The organism is Actinomyces sp. oral taxon 448 str. F0400, assembly GCF_000220835.1.
In the GTDB taxonomy this organism is placed as follows: Bacteria; Actinomycetota; Actinomycetes; order Actinomycetales; family Actinomycetaceae; genus Actinomyces.
On sequence record NZ_GL985606.1, the window covers coordinates 2,181,116 to 2,198,154 of the forward strand.

Below are 17,039 nucleotides of genomic sequence, written 5' to 3' on the forward strand. Positions count from 1 at the left end.
GCGGAGCGGAGCTCGACGGACCGGCCCGATGAGGGCGGGCCGTGGCCGGGGATCGCGTGCGAGAGCCTCGCACCGACGCGGTCTCATCGCATACGAACGAACCACAGAGATGGCATTGTAGCGTCATCGGCGGCGATGGACCAGCCTCCGACGTCGCACCGGTCGTCCTCATCTAGGCTCGGACGGTGCGCTCCACCATTCGCCGGCCTGACGACTCCGCCCCTCCCTTAGTGCAGCGTCTGGTGACCACGAGCGTCGGCCGCCTGGCTCTGGCGCTGCTCGTCGTCGAGCTCCTGGCGGGGATGCAGACCTACCTCAATCAGACGATCCTTCCGCTGCTCGCCACAGACCTGAGGGCCCGCGACCACTACGGGCTGGTGACGGCGGCCGGGACGGTGCCCACCTTCCTGACAATGCCCCTGGGCGGGGCGATGCTGAGTCGGTGGCGCGCGGGCCCGCTCATGACGTCACTGACCGCCCTGCTCGTCGCAGGGGCGGTGCTGGGAGCTGCGGCCCCGGACATCAGCGTCTACGCGGCCGGGGAGGTGCTGCGCGGCCTGGCCGCCGGGGCGCTGTCGACGATCACCATGGGAGTGATGGTGGCAGGGCTGCCCGAGGCGTGGAGGCGCCTGTGCCTGGCGGCGGGCTCGGCGATGTGGGTCCTGTCCTCACTGGTCGGGCCCGTCTACGCGGCGGGGATCTCGGCGACCTGGGGCTGGCGCTGGGCGCTGGTGGCCTACACGCCCGTGCTCGTCATGGCCCGATTGGTCATGGCCCGTCAGATGGGCGGGCTGCGGATGTCCGAGGAGGAGGCCCGGCCGCCGGTTCTGCCCGCCCTGGCCCTGGCGTCGGGAGTGGCCGCCCTGGGGATCGCCCCCACCGGGACACCCTGGCTGGCGGTCGCGGGGGCGGCCGGAGGCAGCGCCGTCGTATGGGCCTGCGGAAGCGTCTTCCCGTCCGGCGTCATGCGTCTGGAACCGGGACGGCGGTCGGCGATCGCAACGCTCGCCTGGGTGTGCACGACCTACTTCAGCCTCGATCTCCTCATCTCACCGTCCGCGCACGACGTGCTCGACCTGGGCCCCGGAAGGGCAGGCCTGGCGCTCACACTCGCCGGGGTCGGGTGGAGCGCCGTCGCCATGTGGACCGGGGCGCATCCGGCGAGGCCGCGGCGCGCGTACCTGACGCGTGTAGGCGCGGGCTGTCTTCTTTTCGCCGTTGGCGGCGGACTCGTGGCGGGGGCGCTCGCCAGCCGGCTCCCGTGGTGGACACTGCACCTCGGCTGGGCCCTGTGCGGCCTGGGCATGGGCCTGGTCCACCAGGACACGATGATCCGCTGCGTCACGGCGCCCACCGAGCTGGGGGAGGCCGATGACGGCCTGTCCCCCGCGCGGGTCGCCACCTCCGTGACGGTCGCGGACAGCGCTGGAGCGGCGGGGCTCGGCACCTTCGTCACAGCTGCGGTCGCCCCGTCGGAGCAGGGGATCCAGGTCGATCTGGTCGTACCGGTCGTGACCGTTCTGACCGCGCTTCTAGCCCTCACGGCACTGCTCGCCCGCCGGGCCGCCTGAACCCGATAGCTCCACCGCCCCTACCCACTCCGACGGGAACCACGTATGAACAAAATCCGCGGCCTGCGGCGGGTGCGCCGAGCCAAGCACCGCACCCAAGTTCAGGGCCGGCTGAGACCGAGCCCGCAGAAGGCACCGGGGCCGTGGACGGGCGCGCGCCGGTAGCCTCAGGGTGTGAGCGAGCAGTACTTCACCCCCTCCCCCGACGCCGCCATGCACGAGCGCACGCACTCCTTCGTCATCCGCGGAGTCGACCACCGGGTGACGACGGCGTCGGGCGTATTCAGCGCCGACCGCCTCGACAAGGGCACGCAGGTGCTCCTCGATCACGTGCCCGACCCGCCCGGGCAGGGCACCTTCCTGGACCTGGGGTGCGGCTGGGGCCCGATCGCCCTGGCTCTGGCCGACGCCGCCCCGCGGGCCCGCGTACTGGCCGCCGATGTCAACGAACGCGCTCTGGAACTGACGGCTCGCAACGCGGCCGCCGCCGGGCGCGCGGGTGTTCACGTGGAGGAGTCCTCGGCGCTGCGTTCACGGTTGGAGCGCGAGGGCGCGCGAATAGACCTCATCTGGTCCAACCCGCCTGTGCGCATCGGCAAGGAGGGGCTGCACGCACTGCTGTCCGACTGGCTGGGGCTGCTGGCCGACGACGGCGAGGCGTGGCTGGTCGTCAACAGGAACCTAGGTGCGGACTCCCTGGTCCGCTGGCTGGCCGACCGGAGCTGGGCGGTGAGCCGGACGGCCTCGTCCAAGGGGTTCCGCGTCCTGCGCGTGAAGCGCTAATGCCACCTTCGAACAACACCCTTCAAAACCAGACTCTGAAGGCCGTCGAACGTTCAGCCGGCGCTCGTGAGGGGAAGTCCGAGCCCATGCGCCGGCGTGAGGGACTCGAACAGGTGGGCCTTCACTCCTCCCGCGTTCACCTGACTCGCCATGACGTGATCGCACTCGGAGCGCCGCACGACCAGCCCCTCGACAATGCGAGCCCGCTCCGAGTAGCCGCCCGCCTCGCTCGCGGGCGCGCCCGCCCTCATCGACCCCTGACGCAGGTGATAGTGAATTCCTCGGCCTGCCGGTAGCGCTGCTAGCGCAGGTCCAGCCGGCCGGTGCCGAAGGGCTGGAAAATCGAATCCTCCTACTGCCATCCGGACCGCTGCTCGAGGCGAGAAGCCGGGGCTGTTTTATAAGCGTGCTTGAGGGGGAAGTTCACGACCTGCCGACGGCCAGTGGTATGGGGCGCGGATCTCGATCTAGTCGAGTTCGGCACCGAGCGCCCGGCGGCCCGCCGGTCGGTGGAGCTCGAGCACATCACATGCCGATCTCGGACGGCCCATCGGTGCTTTCAACCGCCCCGCCCCTCTACACTGTTGCGCCGTGACACACGGCGATCCCTGCAATCCCCACCACGCTTACGCTCACCGGGGCGCCGTCGAGGGTGCTCCCCGCGGCCGTCTCCACGGCTGGCGCATCCCGGTCAAGGATCTGCTGCCGGTGGCTGGCCTGCCCATGTCGCGAGGTAACGCCCATCTCACCCAGCGTCCCACCACGACCGCCCCCTTCGCGCAGCATCTGCTCGCTCAGGGCGCCACCATCGCCGGCAAGACCCAGACCTCGGAGTACGGGGTCGCGACCTACTGCGAGCCGATCGGTTTCCCCGCCGTGGACAACCCCCTGTGGCCCGGGCGCACCCCGGGAGGGTCATCGGGCGGCGCTGCCGCGCTCGTCGCCGGCGGGCACGTGCGCGTCGCCCACGCCTCCGACCGGGGCGGGTCGATCCGCGTGCCCGCAGCCTGCTGCGGAATCTACGGGCTCAAACCCGCAGGCCGCGGCGGCATCCAGGGCCTGGTGGCGGCCGATCTGGACGATCTCGCCTTCGTCCTCGACCGCTCACCGCGTCGACGGCGTCTGCGCATTGGAGTCCTGACCGCGCCGGTCAACGCCGAGACCCCCGTGGCCGACGCCATGATCGCCGCGGTCGAGGAGGCCGCCAGCCTGCTGTCGAGGACCCATGAGGTGATCCCGGTCCCCGTTCCCTACACGCCGGAACGCTTCGCCCCCTTCCGTGACCTGTTCGCCTGGTATACGCGGGATCTGCCCGTCGAGTCGTCCCTCGGGCTGTGGCTCAAGGAGCACGGCCTGCGCATGTCACTCTCCGACCACGCCGCCGCCGAAGCCGCCGGCGAGGAGACGGCCGGCCTGGTCAGGGCGAGCTGGGACGTCGACGTCGTCCTGTCCCCCGTCCTGTCCGAGGATCCGCCCGCGATCGGGCACTTCGCCGCCATGGCGCCCGAGGACGACTTCGACGCGCAGACCCGCTGGACCCCGTGGGCCACCGTGTTCAACATGACCGGGACCGCTGCGATGACCGTGCCCTGGCCGGTCGCCGGCCGCCAGCCGGTTGGCCTTCATCTGGGAGCGGTCGGCGGTGACGAGGCGGACCTGCTCGCGGCGGCGGCCGACCTGCGCGGGGACGTCGTGGACCGCCCCGGCAGTGGACTCACTCGCGAGGAGCCGCCGGCGCGCCGGTGACGGCCCGCTCGACGTCCTCGGCGGCGTCGGACAGGTCACTCACCGGCGTCGACCAGCGGCCCGCGAGCATGTCCGCAGCGACCCCGATGGCGAGGGCGAGCAGGGTCGGCATTATCCAGCCCGTCGAATCATTCCACACTCCGGTCCGCGCCAGCAGGGCGCTCGGGGACCTCCAGCCCGCTTTGGACAGGGCCGAGACGAGGCCGAGGGCGCTGGCCACCGCCACGGGCCAGATGTAGGCGGTTCGCAGGCGGCCTGGCGCAACGACGTCAATGATGGCCGCCGCCACGAGAGCGATGGTGATGGGGTAGAGCAGCAGCGTCAGAGGCGAGACGATCGTGATGATGACCGCCAGACCCAGGTTGGACAGGACGAAGGCGCATCCGGCCCCGATGACGAGGTGGCGCCGGAAGCTCACTCTGGGAAGAGTCGCGTAGGCGTAGCCGGCCCAGGCGGATAGGAGACCGATGCTCGTCGTCAGGCAGGCCAGGGTGACGATCGCCGCGAAAACAATGATGCCCGCGGATCCCAGGGCGTTGGACGCCGCCGTTCGCAGCAGCGCCGTGCCGTCATCGGCGGTGCCGTCGGTTCGCGCCCCGATCATCGCCAGGCCGACGTACACGGCGGCCAGGCAGGCGGCCGCGATGACGCCCGCACCCGCAGTGCCGCGCACGATCCCGCCGATCGAGTCGATCCCGCGGGAGCGCAGCGTCTGAATCACGACAATGCCGAACACCGTCGCGGCCAGGACGTCCATAGTCAGGTAGCCCTGGGTCAGTCCAGTGCTAAAGGGGGAGGCGGCGTACGGGCCCGTGGCAGCGCGGTCGATGACATCCGCCCTCATCATGGTCGCGACGCACAGCACGGTGATGAGGGCCAGCAGCGCCGGGGTGAGCCACCGCCCAATGCGGTCTGCCATCCGGCTGGGTCGCAGGGCGATGAGGACAGAGACGGCCAGGAAGCCTGCGACGTGCGCCAGCAGCGCCCAGCGACCGGGATCCGCTCCGGCCAGCTCCAGCACGGGGCGTGTCGCGAGCTCGTAGGCGACGGTCACCACTCGCGGTATCGCGTAGAGCGGTCCGATCGACAGGTACACGGCCGCGGGTGCGACCGCGCCGAAACGCCTGCCCGCACGACGCGCGAGCCCGAGAATGCCTTCGCCGGAGGTGGATACGGCGATGACCGCGACCAGCGGCAGGAGCACCCCGGTCATGAGGAACCCCGCCATGACCGCGGGAAGCTCGATCCCCGCGGAGGCGCCGAGCACCGGTGGGAAAATGAGATTGCCCGCGCCGAAGAACAGAGCGAACAGCATGAGGCCTGTGACGACGGTCGTCCCGACGCGGCCGGTGACGGCCCGGGCGATTCGCGCTGGTCGGCTCATGGGGGTTCGTCCTCGGTCCGGGCACTGGCAGGGGGTCAGGATGGGCGGGTGCCCGCAGACGAGGGGCCGCCGACGGTTACGCGCCCGGTGATCTCGGCGGGCCCGGTCAGCAGGACGGTAGCGCCCTCGGCGAAGGGATCAGCCCCTACATGGACTCCGATCTCCCCCCCGGGCACCCGGAGCAGGTACTCCTCGGGCGCGCCATCGCCCGCCCACACGTGCAGCGCCACGGCCACGGCGCAGCAGCCGGTACCGCATGAGCGCGTCTCCCCCACGCCGCGCTCCAGGATGCGCACGCGCGCCCGCCCCACCTGCTCACCGGCCGCGTCATCCTCCCCCAGCGGTACGACGAGCTCGAGATTGGTACCCTCCGGCGGCTCGGGCTCGTAAACGACCGGTGCGCCCGAGTCGGTCAGGCCCGTGAAAACCGCCGCATCGAGCTCCTCCTCCCCGCCGAGGGCGACCACCGTGTGCGGGTTGGGCATCACGATGGACAGCCCTGCCCTCTCACCCTCCAGGCCGGGGACGACAACGGCGGTGTCCCAGCCCTCCGCCTCGGCATCGGCCAGGGCGCCGTCGGGCGGGGACAGGCGCGCTGGCCCCATGTCGACCGTCCACAGGTCCCCCACGCGGGTGACGGTGCGCGCGCCCCCGCGCGTGCCGATCGTGATCGATCCCCCCTCCCCGACGTCCGCCAGCCCTTCGGCGTCCAGGACGGCGGCGAACAGGCGGGAGGCATTGCCACACATCTCGGCCACGGAGCCATCGGCGTTGTAGTAGTCCATGAACCACTCGGCCTCGGGCACGGCCTCATGGAAGGCCTGCGCACCCGGCAGGGCGGCCGTGCGCACGACCCGCACGAGCCCGTCGGCGCCGAACCCCGCGCGCCGGTCGCACACGGCGGTGACGTCGGCGGCGCTCACGGGCACCCGGCGCTCGGGGTCGACGAGCATGAGGAAATCATTCTCGGTGCCATGACCCTTGATGAGCTCATGGCCGGTCAGGCCGGGGGCAGTAGTCATGGTCCTCAGCCTAGGCGACGCCGCGGCCGCTCTCGTCCGCCCGAGCGACCAGGCGAACTGCCTGACGCGTCACGCGTTCGCGTTCGCCGGGCAGCCATCGCCCTCGCGCGTCGAGGCCGACGTCGAGCCAATGGATCCGAGGGTCGCGACGGAACCACGTGAACTGGTGCGAGGCCAGCCGGCGGGTCGCCCGGGCGGTGAGCTCCACGGCCCGCTCCCGGGTGATCCGCCCGGCAAGCAGGTCGATGGCCTGGGCGTAGCCGATGGCCCGTGAGGCGGTTGTGCCCCGAGTCAGACCCGCCGCCACAAGGTTCTCCACCTCCTCACGCAGCCCGGCGGCGAACATGTCGGCGGCGCGCGCGTCGATGCGCGCCTCCAGGGCGGCGCGGTCGGGGCGCAGTGCCAGGTGGAGTGTCGGGGCGACGTCCTCGTAGCGGGGCAGCGTGGCGGAGAAGGGCCTGCCGGTGACGGCGAGGACCTCCAGAGCCCGTACGATTCTGCGCGTGTCGGCCGGGTCGATGCGTCGGGCCGAGTCGGGATCCTCCCCCTCCAACTCCTCCCAGAGCCGGCGCGTCCCCTCGTGGCGCGCGCGCCCCTGAAGATCCGCACGCACGGCCGGGTCGGTGCCGGGGAACTCGAGGGCGTCGGTGACCGCGCGCACGTACAGGCCCGAGCCGCCGACGATGAGAGCACGGGCGCCACGCGCCTCGATGGCGTCCAGGTCGGTGCGCGCATGGCGCTGGTAGGCGGCGACACTTGCATCCTCATGCACGTCCAGGACGTCGACCTGGTGATGGGGGTAGCCGCGGCGGCCGGCGGCCGGCACCTTGGCGGTGCCGATGTCCATGCCGCGGTAGAGCTGGAAGGCATCGGCGTTGAGCACCTCGACGCCGACGCCCGCCGCCGGGCCGTCCTCCCTCCGGGTGAGGGCGTCGGCGAGGTCGAGCGCCAGCTCCGACTTGCCGGTGGCCGTGGGACCGACGATGACCACGCGGACGGACGGCGGGCTCACCGTGGCATCCTCGGAACCCCCGAAACCTCTTCCATCCGCCGCCTTCACAGCTCGGGCAGGAGGGGACGCACGAGGCTTAGTGCCTGCGTGCACGAGGACAGGGCGGTTTCCAGGTGGAGGCGCAACTGGGTGTCGGTGACCCCCGAGCTGAGGTCGACGAGGTAGGTGGCGCGCACCAGCGGGCCGGCCGGGGAGTCAATGATGGAGACGGTCGGGAAGAACTTGTCACGATTCCAGTCGTTGACGCTGGCGGCGAGCTCGTCGCGCAGCCCCTCGCCGACCGGCTCCTCCCAATCCCCCGACACCAGGAGCCACCCCTCGTGCCCGTCGGGGATCTCGATGACGAAGGGGTAGGTGTCCCAGGTGCCCAGCAGGCACGGATGCCCCGATTCCGCATGACGCTGCACCCCGTAGCCCATGACGTCGGTGATCATCGCCTCCATGCGATCCAGCGTGAGTCCACTGGTAGCCTCCACCTCGTCCTCCGGGCTCGACGTCGTGCGCTCTCTTTGGACGGAGTGCGTTTCGTCGTCCTCGGAACTGGAGTCAGCCTCGCCCGTCGTCGCCAGCTCGGCGGCGAGCGGGGAGGAGTCGTGCCCGCTGGGACGGACGGCGTCACGAGGAACGGCGGCCCGTCCCGTCGGGCGCGGGCCACCGGCGGGTGCTCGAACGCGGCCCTGGTGCTGGCCCAGAAGCCGGGCGAGGAGGTCACTCAGACGGCTCATGGCTCGAGCCTGCCGCGCAGCGGGTCCGGGAAGAGGTCCTCGGCCTCCCGCATGAGTGCCACGATGAGGCGGCAGCCGGTCAGGACGAAATCCCCGAGCTGGGCATCGGTCATGCCGGCCTCGAGAGGGTAGGTGACCTCGCCGTGGAGCCGGACGACACCGCCGTCGGCAATGGTCAGGTACGCCTTGGGACCGATGCGGGTGGCATTCCACTCCTCGACCAGACGACGCAGCTCGGTGAGATGCTCGGTGTCGGCGATGCGGTGCCACACGCCACGCAGCTGCAGTGCCCGCGTGTCCTGGAAGATGGTGTGAACGGTGACATAGCGCCACGGGATGCCGATGTCACCCTCGTCATCAAGGAAGAAGCGCAGTCCCAACTCACGCACGCAGGCCATGATGCGGTCGACATCCACCGGCGCCGGGACGGCAGGGGCGGGCGCGTCGGCGGCGCTCATGGGCTTAGAGCGAGTCATACAGCCAGCCTAACGGGCCCGACCGGCGACAGCGGAGTCCGACGCCATGGTAGGGGCCACTCTCGCCGCGAGCGGAGGAGGGACGCGGGCTGAGGAAGACCCTGGATCACCCGGCGGCGGGAGCCTGGGGTGTCGAGCCTTCCGTGCGGGCCTGCCCGGCGATGGCGTCGACAGCGGCGTTGAAGGCGGCAGAGGTCTTGGAGGCGCCCGCGAGCGCGGTCACGTGCGCGTCCTCCACACTGCGGCCGACCACAGCGCCATCGACCTCCTGGGTGAATCCGTCGATGTAACCCTGGGATTTGGAGGTGAAGGGGTGCCCGGTGACCTCGACGGCGGTGATGTATCCGGACTCCAGCGTGAGCGCCACGTCGATCGAGTCCTCCTCGACGAGATCGTCGACGACTCCGTACGACTCGCTGGCCGTGTACCTGCCGTCGGCGTACGGGCCGCTGGTCGGGGTCGGCGCCGCGGTGGGAGACGCCGAGGCGGTGCCCGATGCGGTCGTCTGAGGCGGGTCGGCCGTCTGCGCCCTGCCGGCGTACTCGTCGTCACCGGGCGTCGTGCTCCCGCCGCCGCAGCCGACAAGGCCTGCTGCGGCCAGGACGGCGCCGGCCGCGGCCGCGACTCTACGCGCGGCCGGGCCCGCCGTCTCGTGCGTGCTCACTCGTGCTCCTCTCGCTCACCATCGGCCCGCGTCACGGTGCCCTGCCGGGCGGAGGTGTCTCCGCCGAAGTCGAGCATATTGCGTTCGCGCCTCGACTCGGACGCCTCGTTGGTCCTCTCCCCCACGAGTCTGCCGTGATTGAGGAGGATTTCGCGCTGAGCGTTGGAGGCGACGTGGGCGTCGTGGGTGACGACGATGAGAGTCGTGCCCTGCCGGTGGAGGCGATGGAAGATGTCGAGGACGAGTTGCTCGTTGGTCTCGTCGAGATTCCCGGTGGGTTCGTCGGCCAGGATGATCTCAGGATGGTTGATGAGGGCGCGGGCGATGCACACGCGCTGCTGCTCGCCGCCGGACAGCTGCGAGGGCAAGTGGTGGGCTCGGTCCCCCAGACCCACATTCTCCAGGGCCTCCATGGCCTCCTTCTGGTCCGTCATCGAATGGTAGTACTGCGCCACCATGACATTCTCGACGGCTGTCAGATGCGCGATAAGGTGGAACTGCTGGAAGACCAGGCCGATGACATTCTTGCGGATGTCGGTGAGCTGGGACGCGTTGAGGCGCCCGAGCTCGCGCCCGTCAAGGGTGACGGTGCCCTTGGTGGGCGTGTCCATGCAGCCGATGATGTTCATCAGCGTCGTCTTGCCCGAGCCTGAGGAGCCGACGATGGCCAGCCATTCGCCCTTCTCGACGTCGAGGCTGAGGTCATCCACCGCGTGGAGCTCGCCATAGATCTTGTACACGTGGGACAGCTGGAGCAGCATGTCATTCCTCCCTCAGGACGAGCGCGGGGTCGATGCGCGAGGCGCGGCGCACCGGAGAGTACGAGGCGATGACGGCGACGAGGGCCGTCATCAGGATGGCCAGCACCGCCAGCCACCAGCGGAAGCCCAGAGGCTGCTCGAAGACGCCGACGGACACGGCCACCGCCAGGGCGTAGCCGACCGCCGTGCCCGTGACACCGCCGATGGCGCCGAGTGCGGCCGCCTCGCAGTAGAACTCGAGGCTGATGGCGCGCCCGGAGGCGCCCAGGGCCTTGCGCAGACCGATCTCGTTGCGCCGCTCGGAGACGATGACGGTCATCGTGGTCGACACTCCGACGAGCGTGAGGGCCAGGACGATAAGTGAGACGACCCAGAACAGGGTGTCGAGCATGGTGATGATGCGCGAGTCGCCGGAGGTGATCTTGGAGACCGGCTCAGCCTGGATGCCGTCGGAGGAGGCCTGGGCGGCGTCGACGATGGATGACATCGGAGCGGAGGACGTGTCCACCGAGTATTCGATGACGTCGTAGCCGGCGTCCGCCGTCCCCGTGAGCGCGTCGACGTCCCCCTCGTTGGCGTAGATGATGTCATCCTCATCGCCGCCGGTATCGACGATGCCGGAGACCCGCCACTCGACCTGACCGGCGGCCGAGCCGCCCGCACCATTTACTCCGCCCGTCGCGGCGGAGCCGGTGGGGGCCGCACTCGGCGTCGCGGGGGCCGTCGCGCTGGCCGCGGCCCTCTCGCCGGAGGCGAGCCGCAGGTTATCGCTGGAGAGGTACTCGGCGCTCACGCCGGAGCCGACCGTCAGGCCGGCGGCGTCGGCGACGTCGAGGCCGACGAGCACCTCACCCGCGGCCGGCCAGTCGCCCTGGACCTCCCACTGCCCGTTGAGGCTCCTGACCCGGTCGACGTCGATGCCGGCGACCATGTAGGGGCTCTTGTTGACCCGGACCGTCTCATAGCGGTACGAAGCGGTGCTCACCTGGCTCGCCGTCGTGCCGGTGGCCGAGGCGATCGCCTCGGTGGCGGCGTCGACGCCCGCCTGGTCGATCCGCGCGGTCCCGGAGTCGGCGGAAGCGGGGACGACGATGAGATTGGCGCCGAACTGGCGCATCTGAGCGCTCATCTGGGCGGGCACGGCCAGGCAGACGGCGGCGAGGCAGAACAGCGTCGCCGCGCCGACCGCGGAGGATAGGACGGCCGCCAGGACCCGGCTGCGACGCCGGAACATGGAGCCCAGGAGCATGGTGACGAACATGCGTCGGTTCGTCATGGCGCGGCTCTTCTTCTTTGTTCCACTCACGCCTCTCACCTCCGATGCAGGGCCGTGGCCGGTTGGATGCGCAGAATGGAGCGCATGGAGGAGGTGGTCGCCGCCAGGAGGACGACGGCGATGAGCAGGGCGACGAGAACGAAGACCATCGGGCGCATGGTGATCGAGGAGTCGAAGACGACCCTCCCGATCACTTGCGCCAGGCCCGAGCCGATGGCGGCGCCGACTGCCAGGCCGATCACCCCGATCACAGCGGTCTCCCCCAGGATCATCCTGATGACCGAGGCCGAGGAGGCGCCGATGGCTTTCAGGAGGGCGAACTCGCCCGTGCGTTCGACGAGGGAGGCGGTGGACAGCGAGGCGACGGCGAGGGCGGCGGCCACCAGGGACAGGCCGGTCATGAGAATCATGAGGGCCTGAGTCTTCTCGAGCACGTTGCCTTCGACGGCCGAGACCTGGCGCACCTGCTTGGCGACCGAACCGGTGATGACCTCCTCGATCTGGTAGGCGATCGAGGACGGGTAGGCGGTGCAGTACCAGGTCTCCCAATCCGCCTGGGACAGGAGCTTTGGGTTGGCGGCGGCCTTGCGGGACAGCTCGTTCTCCGGAGTGGTCAGAGCCTTGACCTCGATCTGCTCGATCTGCCCGGCGTGGCCGGACAGGTCCTGGATGTCGGCTAGGGGTGCGTAAAGCGTCTTGTCGTCGTCATCACCGGAGGTGTACACGCCGGTGACGGTGAGCTCTCTCGTACCGCTCGCCCCGCCCAGGGTGATGGTGTCCCCCGTGCTCACGCCCAGCTGGGAGGCGAGCGTGCGGCCCACGACGGCCTCGTCGGCGTCGTCGTCGGGCCAGGCGCCTTCGAGCGTCCACCACGAGCGCAGAGTCGTCACGCCGGCGGTCACGTGATCGCCGGTGGACAGCGCCAGGTCCTTGTTGAACCAGGTCCCGTCCACGCGCACCGTGCCGCCGTCGGTCGAGCCCGAGGCCACGTCGAGGTGGGCGGTGAGCGAGGGGGCGAAGTCGATGATGTTGTAGGCCCAGAAGATCGTTTTGATATTGCCGACCTCGCCTTCATCGAGGAAGGAGGTCGGGTCGGGCTCGTCGCCGGTGTCGTACAGGTCGGAGACGACGGCGTCGGCCTTGGGCTGGACGATGATATTAGAGCCGTAGGTGGTCAGCTCGGCGTTGAGCTTGTCGCCCACGTCGAGGACCACGCCGAGCATCGCCACCGAGATCGCGGTGGACAGGGCGACCGTCAGGGCGATCAGACCGCGGCGGCGGGGCTGGCGGGTGAAGGAGCGGGAGACGAGTCTGGCGAAGAACATCAGTGCTCCTTCCAGAGGCAAGCTGCGCAGCGGGTCGTGCAGGCGTTCATGAGAAGACCTTCGCGGAGTCGTCCAGGACCGAGGTGGGCACCAGGAGGCTCCCTGCGTCGACCGTGAAGTCAATCGGAATCGGGTTGCACCCGCCCTTGAACCCGATGGTGGCTGAGTTGATGGCGACGTCGCAGCGCTTGCATATGATCTTGCCGTTCTTCTCGTAGTAGCCAGCGGGGCCGCAGTTCTCGCAGGCGTCCAGACCCACCCCGTAGGCGCCTCCGTTCTTCCGGATCGCGATGAAGCGGACCTGCGTGCCGCCGGTGTCGTAGGCGAAGCGGTGCAGGTGGCCGTCGGCGATGGCATCCAGGGCAATGACGGCGTTGCCGCCCTCGATGTCGTAGTGCTCGGGGTCGGAAAGCGTCGGCACCTCGTTGACCTTGGCGACCGCGAGGGTCCGGGTGGCTACGAGAGCGGCGAAACCGGCGGCGGCTCCCAGCGCCCAGCGGCGGGAGCGCCGGCGCTCGGCGATCTCGTGGCGCCGACGAGCGGGGTTGGGCTGGTCGGGCACGCGACGCAGCGTGGCGGCGACGGCGACGGCCATGGGAATGAGAAAGAGTCCGGCGGTCAGCAGCAGGACGGTGCTCTCGGCGTTGTTGGTCAGCCACACCATCATGCGGAACGCCTGCCCGTGAAGGTGGATGCGGCGGGCACCGTGCAGGACGGTGGCCAGCGCAGTCGCGTGCGCCAGCACGAGCAGCAGTGCGAAGACGGCGACGATGACGCGGGTCAGGCGGACGGGCGAGCGCCGGCAGGCCCGGTAGTACAGGAAGGCGAAGACGGCCACGGCCGCCCAGGCGCCGAGGAAGCCGAGGACGCGCAGGAGCATCGTGGAGGAGAAGGTCGCCTCACCCGGTTCGATGAAGGCTGCGAGCTGGAGGATCATCTCCGGCACGGCGTCGAAGAAGGCCAGCGCGAGGGTGAGACAGGCGATCGTGTTGGCGACCGGGGCGAAACGTCCCTCCCACCCCCAGGAGGGGCGGATCACCACCACGATCAGCACGGCGAGCAGGGCGAGATCGACGACCGTGCAGGCCTCGAGCGTGGGGATGTTGACGGCGGTGCGGGAGGTGATGACGGCGGTGGCGCGCAGCGCTGCGAAGATCGCCCCCGCGGACAGCCCCAGAGCGGAGGTGCCCAGGCGCCAGCGGCTCGCACGGGGCCACCCCTCGGGCTGCGGGTGGCTGAGCACGACGGCCAGGGCGGCGTAGAGCAGGAAAGGCAGTGTCATCCCGCCCACGACGGAGACGAAGCGTGCCAGCATGTCTGATCGGTCCCTTCAAGTCGGTGCGTTCGTGGTCGGTCGGCTCCGTCCGTGCTCGGCGACGGGCAGTGCGTGCAGGCCCCGGCGGACGAGCCGCCGGCCTGCCGAGGACGGTCCGCGGGAACCGTTCCCCGGCGCGCCCGTGGTCCCGGCCCCGGGCGGGGGGACTCACCACTCGTGCGGTGTGTAGTCCCAGTCCCAGGAGAGCTTGGCCGGCTCGGTCCAGAAGTCGCCCTTGACCCCGGTCTCGGGATCGGAATGCAGAACCCAGCCGTTCTCCGCCGGACTGTGCACCGTCAGGGTCAGGACGTACTGGCCCGCGTCGGGCAGGGCGATGTTGGCTCCGTAATGCGGACCGTCGGAGGCGTTCATCTGCATGAAAGTACCCTTGGCCTGCCCGTTATTGGCGACCGCGCCACTCGTCTTGTCGGTGATCTCGTAGTCGATGGTCAGGCCGGGGACGAAGTCGCCGACGCCGTAGCCGAGCGTGTTGCCCTCCAGACCGGAGGCATCCGCCTCCAGGTGGAAGTTCGCCTCAGAGGCGCTCAGCGCCATGCCGGAGGGCTTCATGTCGACGGGCTGGAAGTAGACGACGGAGATGTTGACCTGGTCCTCGATCTGCTTGTCGCCCTCGTCTCCGACGGGGTACTCCTCAAAGCCGGCGCCGGAGTCCTGCCCCTCCTGCGCACCCTGGGAGGCGGAGTCACCGGATGCGGCGGTGGAGGTGCTGTTGGAGCCGCCGCAGGCGGTCAGGCCGAGGCTTCCGGCGAGGACGAGCGCGCCAATGGCGCTGATGAGCTTGGGATTGGTACGCATGAGGTTTCCTTGCTTGCGTTGGGGACGCGCCGCCGGGCGGCGGGCGTCGGTCTCCCGGCGGGCCCCTGGGAGCGGGCCGGGAAGTTCTGGGAGTCGTGGGGTGGGAGGGGCAGGACGCTCAGCTCTCCTCGACTTCCGGGCCGGCGCCGCCCCCGGTCGGCGCGGGAGCATCACCGAAATCTCGGCGAACCGGGTCATGACCGACCGGATCCTCCTCATCGGCGCAAGCGGAGGGGGCCGGCTCGCCCGCCCCGTCCGCCGAGCCGGTCGATGCGGCCGGGCCGGTGTCCTCCGCGGCCGCCGCCTCGACCGCCTCAACCCGCTCCTCACGGCGCCGACGCACCGTGGAGACGACGAACAGGACGACGACGACGGCCGCCATGACCGCCTGGGCCACGAGAGTCTGCTTGTAGGGGTAAAGGCCGAGGTAGTCGTAGGTGGGCCAGCCGGGCAGGTAGGAGGCGGGCACAACGTCACCCTCGACGAGGGCGTGAACACCGCCGCCGGCGAAGATGATGACGAGAACCGCCATGATGAAGCTGGTGATCGCGAAGAAGGGACGCAGCGGGATCTTCACGCTGGTGAAGCGGATGATCAGGAAGATCACGACCAGGCAGACCGCACCGGCGGCGAAACCCTGCCAGATGCTGGCGGACCCGGAGGGATCCATGGTGAACAGGGCCTCGTAGAACATGACCGTCTCGGCTCCTTCGCGGAAGACCGCGAGGAAGGACAGGGAGGCCAGCGCCCAGAAGCCGCCGGAGGAGATCGAGGCCTCGGTCCTGTCCTTGATGTAGGCGTTCCAGGAGGAGACGGAGGACTTGGAGAGCATCCAGTTGCTCGTGAACAGCAGCATCGCCATGGCGATGAGCGCGACGACGCCCTCGAGGACCTCCTGGTGGGCATCGGCGGAGTTGTACAGGAGGGCGAAGAGGACGGCGACGACGCCCGATCCGATCAGTCCCAGGAGAATGCCCGCGTAGATGAACTTGACGCGATCCTTCATGCCCGCTCTGACCAGGTAGGCGATGACGGCGGCCACGACGAGGATCGCCTCGAGTCCCTCGCGCAGCAGGATGATGAACGCCTGACCGAAGGAGCCGGTGAAGAAGGCCTTGACCGGGTTGACGCCCGCCGCGGCGCCGCTGTCGAGAGTGGCCGCGTCCTGGGTCAGCATGTCCTTGAGCTGCTGGGCGTTAGAGGTCACCGTGGAGGAGTCCGCTCCCTCGAGCATGGCCTGGCGGACGACCTTGAACTGATTCTCCACCTGGGAGACGCGATCGCCGGAGATCGCCGACATGACGGTCTTCTCGAAGCCGAGCTTCTCGTAGTACCCGTAGTAGGCCTTGTTGACCAGTTCCGCGCCGCCCTGGCCGTCGCCGTTGCCGGCCTTGTCGACGCCCTGGTCGATCAGCGGCGTCATCTCGTCGGCGACCTCGGTCCAGGTGCGGCCCTGGCGCCCCTCGTTGACCTCCTGACTGTTGGCCTGGATCTCAGCGCGCTGAGTGGCGACGGCGTCCGCCTGGGCTGCCGCGTAGTCCCGCGGTGAAGCCAGGGAGCTCGTGGCATCGAGGCTGGCGGCGGAGTCGGCCACGGAGGACTTCAGAGAGGCGGCGTCGGCGGCGAGCGCGTCGTCGCCGACCTTGTAGGCCCGGGTGCGCAAATCCGCGAAGGACTGCTGCTGCGAGGTTGACGTATCCTGACCGAGGTTGTCCTGAACGACGCGCCCCAGGTTCGAGGCCACGTAATCGGTCGAGTAGGCCTTCTGGAAGGTGGCGGCGGCGCCGGCGGTGTTGCCCGACCGGTACTGCTCCAGCGCCCCGTCGAGGTCGGCCGACACAGCGACGGCGACGGCGCTCCAGGTGTCGTAGTCGGTGGCGGTGCCCGCCTGGGAGGAGTCGGCACTCGCAGTGGCCGATCCCGACTCCTCGGCACGTGCGCCGCCGGAGTGAACCAGCGTCAGTGAGGCGAGCGTGACCAGGAACACCGCGACCAGGACGAGCGGTGTCCCACGGCGGCGCACGTGTTCGTTCGAGGCCGGGGGGAGGGCGGAGGGGATGTAGGACATCGATGCGGTCTTTCACGCGACACTGACGGGTACCGGGAGCCTCAATTGATGACGCCGATATAACAGTATGAGATTAGGCTTCCCTGGTAGCCGAA

15 protein-coding genes are annotated in these 17,039 nt (G+C 69.9%); 3 read left to right on the plus strand and 12 right to left on the minus strand.

Translation table 11 applies throughout. The annotated features are described in order from the left end of the window. Positions 1-185 precede the first annotated feature (185 nt). The 3 genes from HMPREF9062_RS09275 to HMPREF9062_RS09290 all read left to right on the plus strand — a co-directional run bounded on the left by HMPREF9062_RS09275 (position 186) and on the right by HMPREF9062_RS09290 (position 4,100). Positions 186-1,571, plus strand: a complete 1,386-nt coding sequence (locus HMPREF9062_RS09275; RefSeq protein WP_253270694.1) for an MFS transporter — start codon at positions 186-188, stop codon at positions 1,569-1,571. Between the two features lie 174 nt (positions 1,572-1,745). Beyond that, entirely contained in the window at positions 1,746-2,354 is a 609-nt protein-coding gene (locus tag HMPREF9062_RS09280) for a class I SAM-dependent methyltransferase (RefSeq protein WP_009749861.1), read from the plus strand. Positions 2,355-2,945: 591 nt separating this feature from the next. Further along, positions 2,946-4,100: an amidase family protein gene (locus HMPREF9062_RS09290; RefSeq protein WP_156790014.1), complete on the plus strand. Its 1,155-nt coding sequence runs from the start codon at positions 2,946-2,948 to the stop codon at positions 4,098-4,100. On the opposite strand, the gene brnQ is transcribed toward HMPREF9062_RS09290, so the two are convergent. The 12 genes from brnQ to HMPREF9062_RS09350 all read right to left on the minus strand — a co-directional run bounded on the left by brnQ (position 4,069) and on the right by HMPREF9062_RS09350 (position 16,944). Then, positions 4,069-5,484 carry a branched-chain amino acid transport system II carrier protein gene (gene brnQ / locus HMPREF9062_RS09295; protein ID WP_009749864.1) on the minus strand — a complete coding sequence of 472 codons (1,416 nt, stop codon included), beginning with the start codon at positions 5,482-5,484 and terminating at the stop codon, positions 4,069-4,071. The two genes, HMPREF9062_RS09290 and brnQ, sit on opposite strands and share 32 nt — an antisense overlap. Before the next feature lie 35 nt (positions 5,485-5,519). Next, the gene (gene dapF / locus HMPREF9062_RS09300; RefSeq protein ID WP_009749865.1) at positions 5,520-6,506 is read right to left on the minus strand and encodes a diaminopimelate epimerase; all 987 of its coding nucleotides are present in this window, start codon (positions 6,504-6,506) and stop codon (positions 5,520-5,522) included. A gap of 10 nt (positions 6,507-6,516) precedes the next feature. Further along, a complete protein-coding gene (gene miaA / locus HMPREF9062_RS09305) occupies positions 6,517-7,518 on the minus strand; it encodes a tRNA (adenosine(37)-N6)-dimethylallyltransferase MiaA (RefSeq protein ID WP_009749866.1) in 1,002 nt (333 codons plus the stop codon). A 44-nt stretch (positions 7,519-7,562) separates the two neighbouring features. Continuing rightward, a complete protein-coding gene (locus HMPREF9062_RS09310; protein WP_009749867.1) occupies positions 7,563-8,243 on the minus strand; it encodes a YbjN domain-containing protein in 681 nt (226 codons plus the stop codon). After that, on the minus strand, positions 8,240-8,719 hold the full coding sequence (locus HMPREF9062_RS09315; protein ID WP_034254116.1) for a YbjN domain-containing protein: 480 nt from the start codon (positions 8,717-8,719) through the stop codon (positions 8,240-8,242). The genes HMPREF9062_RS09310 and HMPREF9062_RS09315 overlap by 4 nt, the downstream gene beginning before the upstream one ends. A gap of 106 nt (positions 8,720-8,825) precedes the next feature. After that, entirely contained in the window at positions 8,826-9,383 is a 558-nt protein-coding gene (locus HMPREF9062_RS09320; protein WP_009749869.1) for an FMN-binding protein, read from the minus strand. Next, a complete protein-coding gene (locus HMPREF9062_RS09325; protein WP_009749870.1) occupies positions 9,380-10,144 on the minus strand; it encodes an ABC transporter ATP-binding protein in 765 nt (254 codons plus the stop codon). The genes HMPREF9062_RS09320 and HMPREF9062_RS09325 overlap by 4 nt, the downstream gene beginning before the upstream one ends. Position 10,145: 1 nt before the next feature. Then, a complete protein-coding gene (locus HMPREF9062_RS09330; protein ID WP_009749871.1) occupies positions 10,146-11,450 on the minus strand; it encodes an ABC transporter permease in 1,305 nt (434 codons plus the stop codon). 5 nt (positions 11,451-11,455) lie between these two features. Then, complete coding sequence (locus tag HMPREF9062_RS09335) at positions 11,456-12,745, minus strand: ABC transporter permease (protein WP_009749872.1); 1,290 nt, start codon at positions 12,743-12,745, stop codon at positions 11,456-11,458. A gap of 46 nt (positions 12,746-12,791) precedes the next feature. Beyond that, complete coding sequence (locus HMPREF9062_RS09340; protein WP_009749873.1) at positions 12,792-14,060, minus strand: DUF2318 domain-containing protein; 1,269 nt, start codon at positions 14,058-14,060, stop codon at positions 12,792-12,794. Positions 14,061-14,228: 168 nt separating this feature from the next. Further along, on the minus strand, positions 14,229-14,876 hold the full coding sequence (locus HMPREF9062_RS09345; RefSeq protein WP_009749874.1) for an iron transporter: 648 nt from the start codon (positions 14,874-14,876) through the stop codon (positions 14,229-14,231). A gap of 118 nt (positions 14,877-14,994) precedes the next feature. Then, a complete protein-coding gene (locus HMPREF9062_RS09350) occupies positions 14,995-16,944 on the minus strand; it encodes an FTR1 family iron permease (RefSeq protein ID WP_009749875.1) in 1,950 nt (649 codons plus the stop codon). Positions 16,945-17,039 lie beyond the last annotated feature (95 nt).

Coding starts and splice junctions, on each gene's coding strand:
- HMPREF9062_RS09350 (WP_009749875.1), bottom strand. CDS start 16,944: ATGTCCTACATCCCCTCCGCCCTCCCCCCGGCCTCGAACGAACACGTG.
- HMPREF9062_RS09345 (WP_009749874.1), bottom strand. CDS start 14,876: ATGCGTACCAATCCCAAGCTCATCAGCGCCATTGGCGCGCTCGTCCTC.
- HMPREF9062_RS09310 (WP_009749867.1), bottom strand. CDS start 8,243: ATGAGCCGTCTGAGTGACCTCCTCGCCCGGCTTCTGGGCCAGCACCAG.
- brnQ (WP_009749864.1), bottom strand. CDS start 5,484: ATGAGCCGACCAGCGCGAATCGCCCGGGCCGTCACCGGCCGCGTCGGG.
- HMPREF9062_RS09335 (WP_009749872.1), bottom strand. CDS start 12,745: ATGTTCTTCGCCAGACTCGTCTCCCGCTCCTTCACCCGCCAGCCCCGC.
- HMPREF9062_RS09325 (WP_009749870.1), bottom strand. CDS start 10,144: ATGCTGCTCCAGCTGTCCCACGTGTACAAGATCTATGGCGAGCTCCAC.
- dapF (WP_009749865.1), bottom strand. CDS start 6,506: ATGACTACTGCCCCCGGCCTGACCGGCCATGAGCTCATCAAGGGTCAT.
- HMPREF9062_RS09340 (WP_009749873.1), bottom strand. CDS start 14,060: ATGCTGGCACGCTTCGTCTCCGTCGTGGGCGGGATGACACTGCCTTTC.
- HMPREF9062_RS09315 (WP_034254116.1), bottom strand. CDS start 8,719: ATGACTCGCTCTAAGCCCATGAGCGCCGCCGACGCGCCCGCCCCTGCC.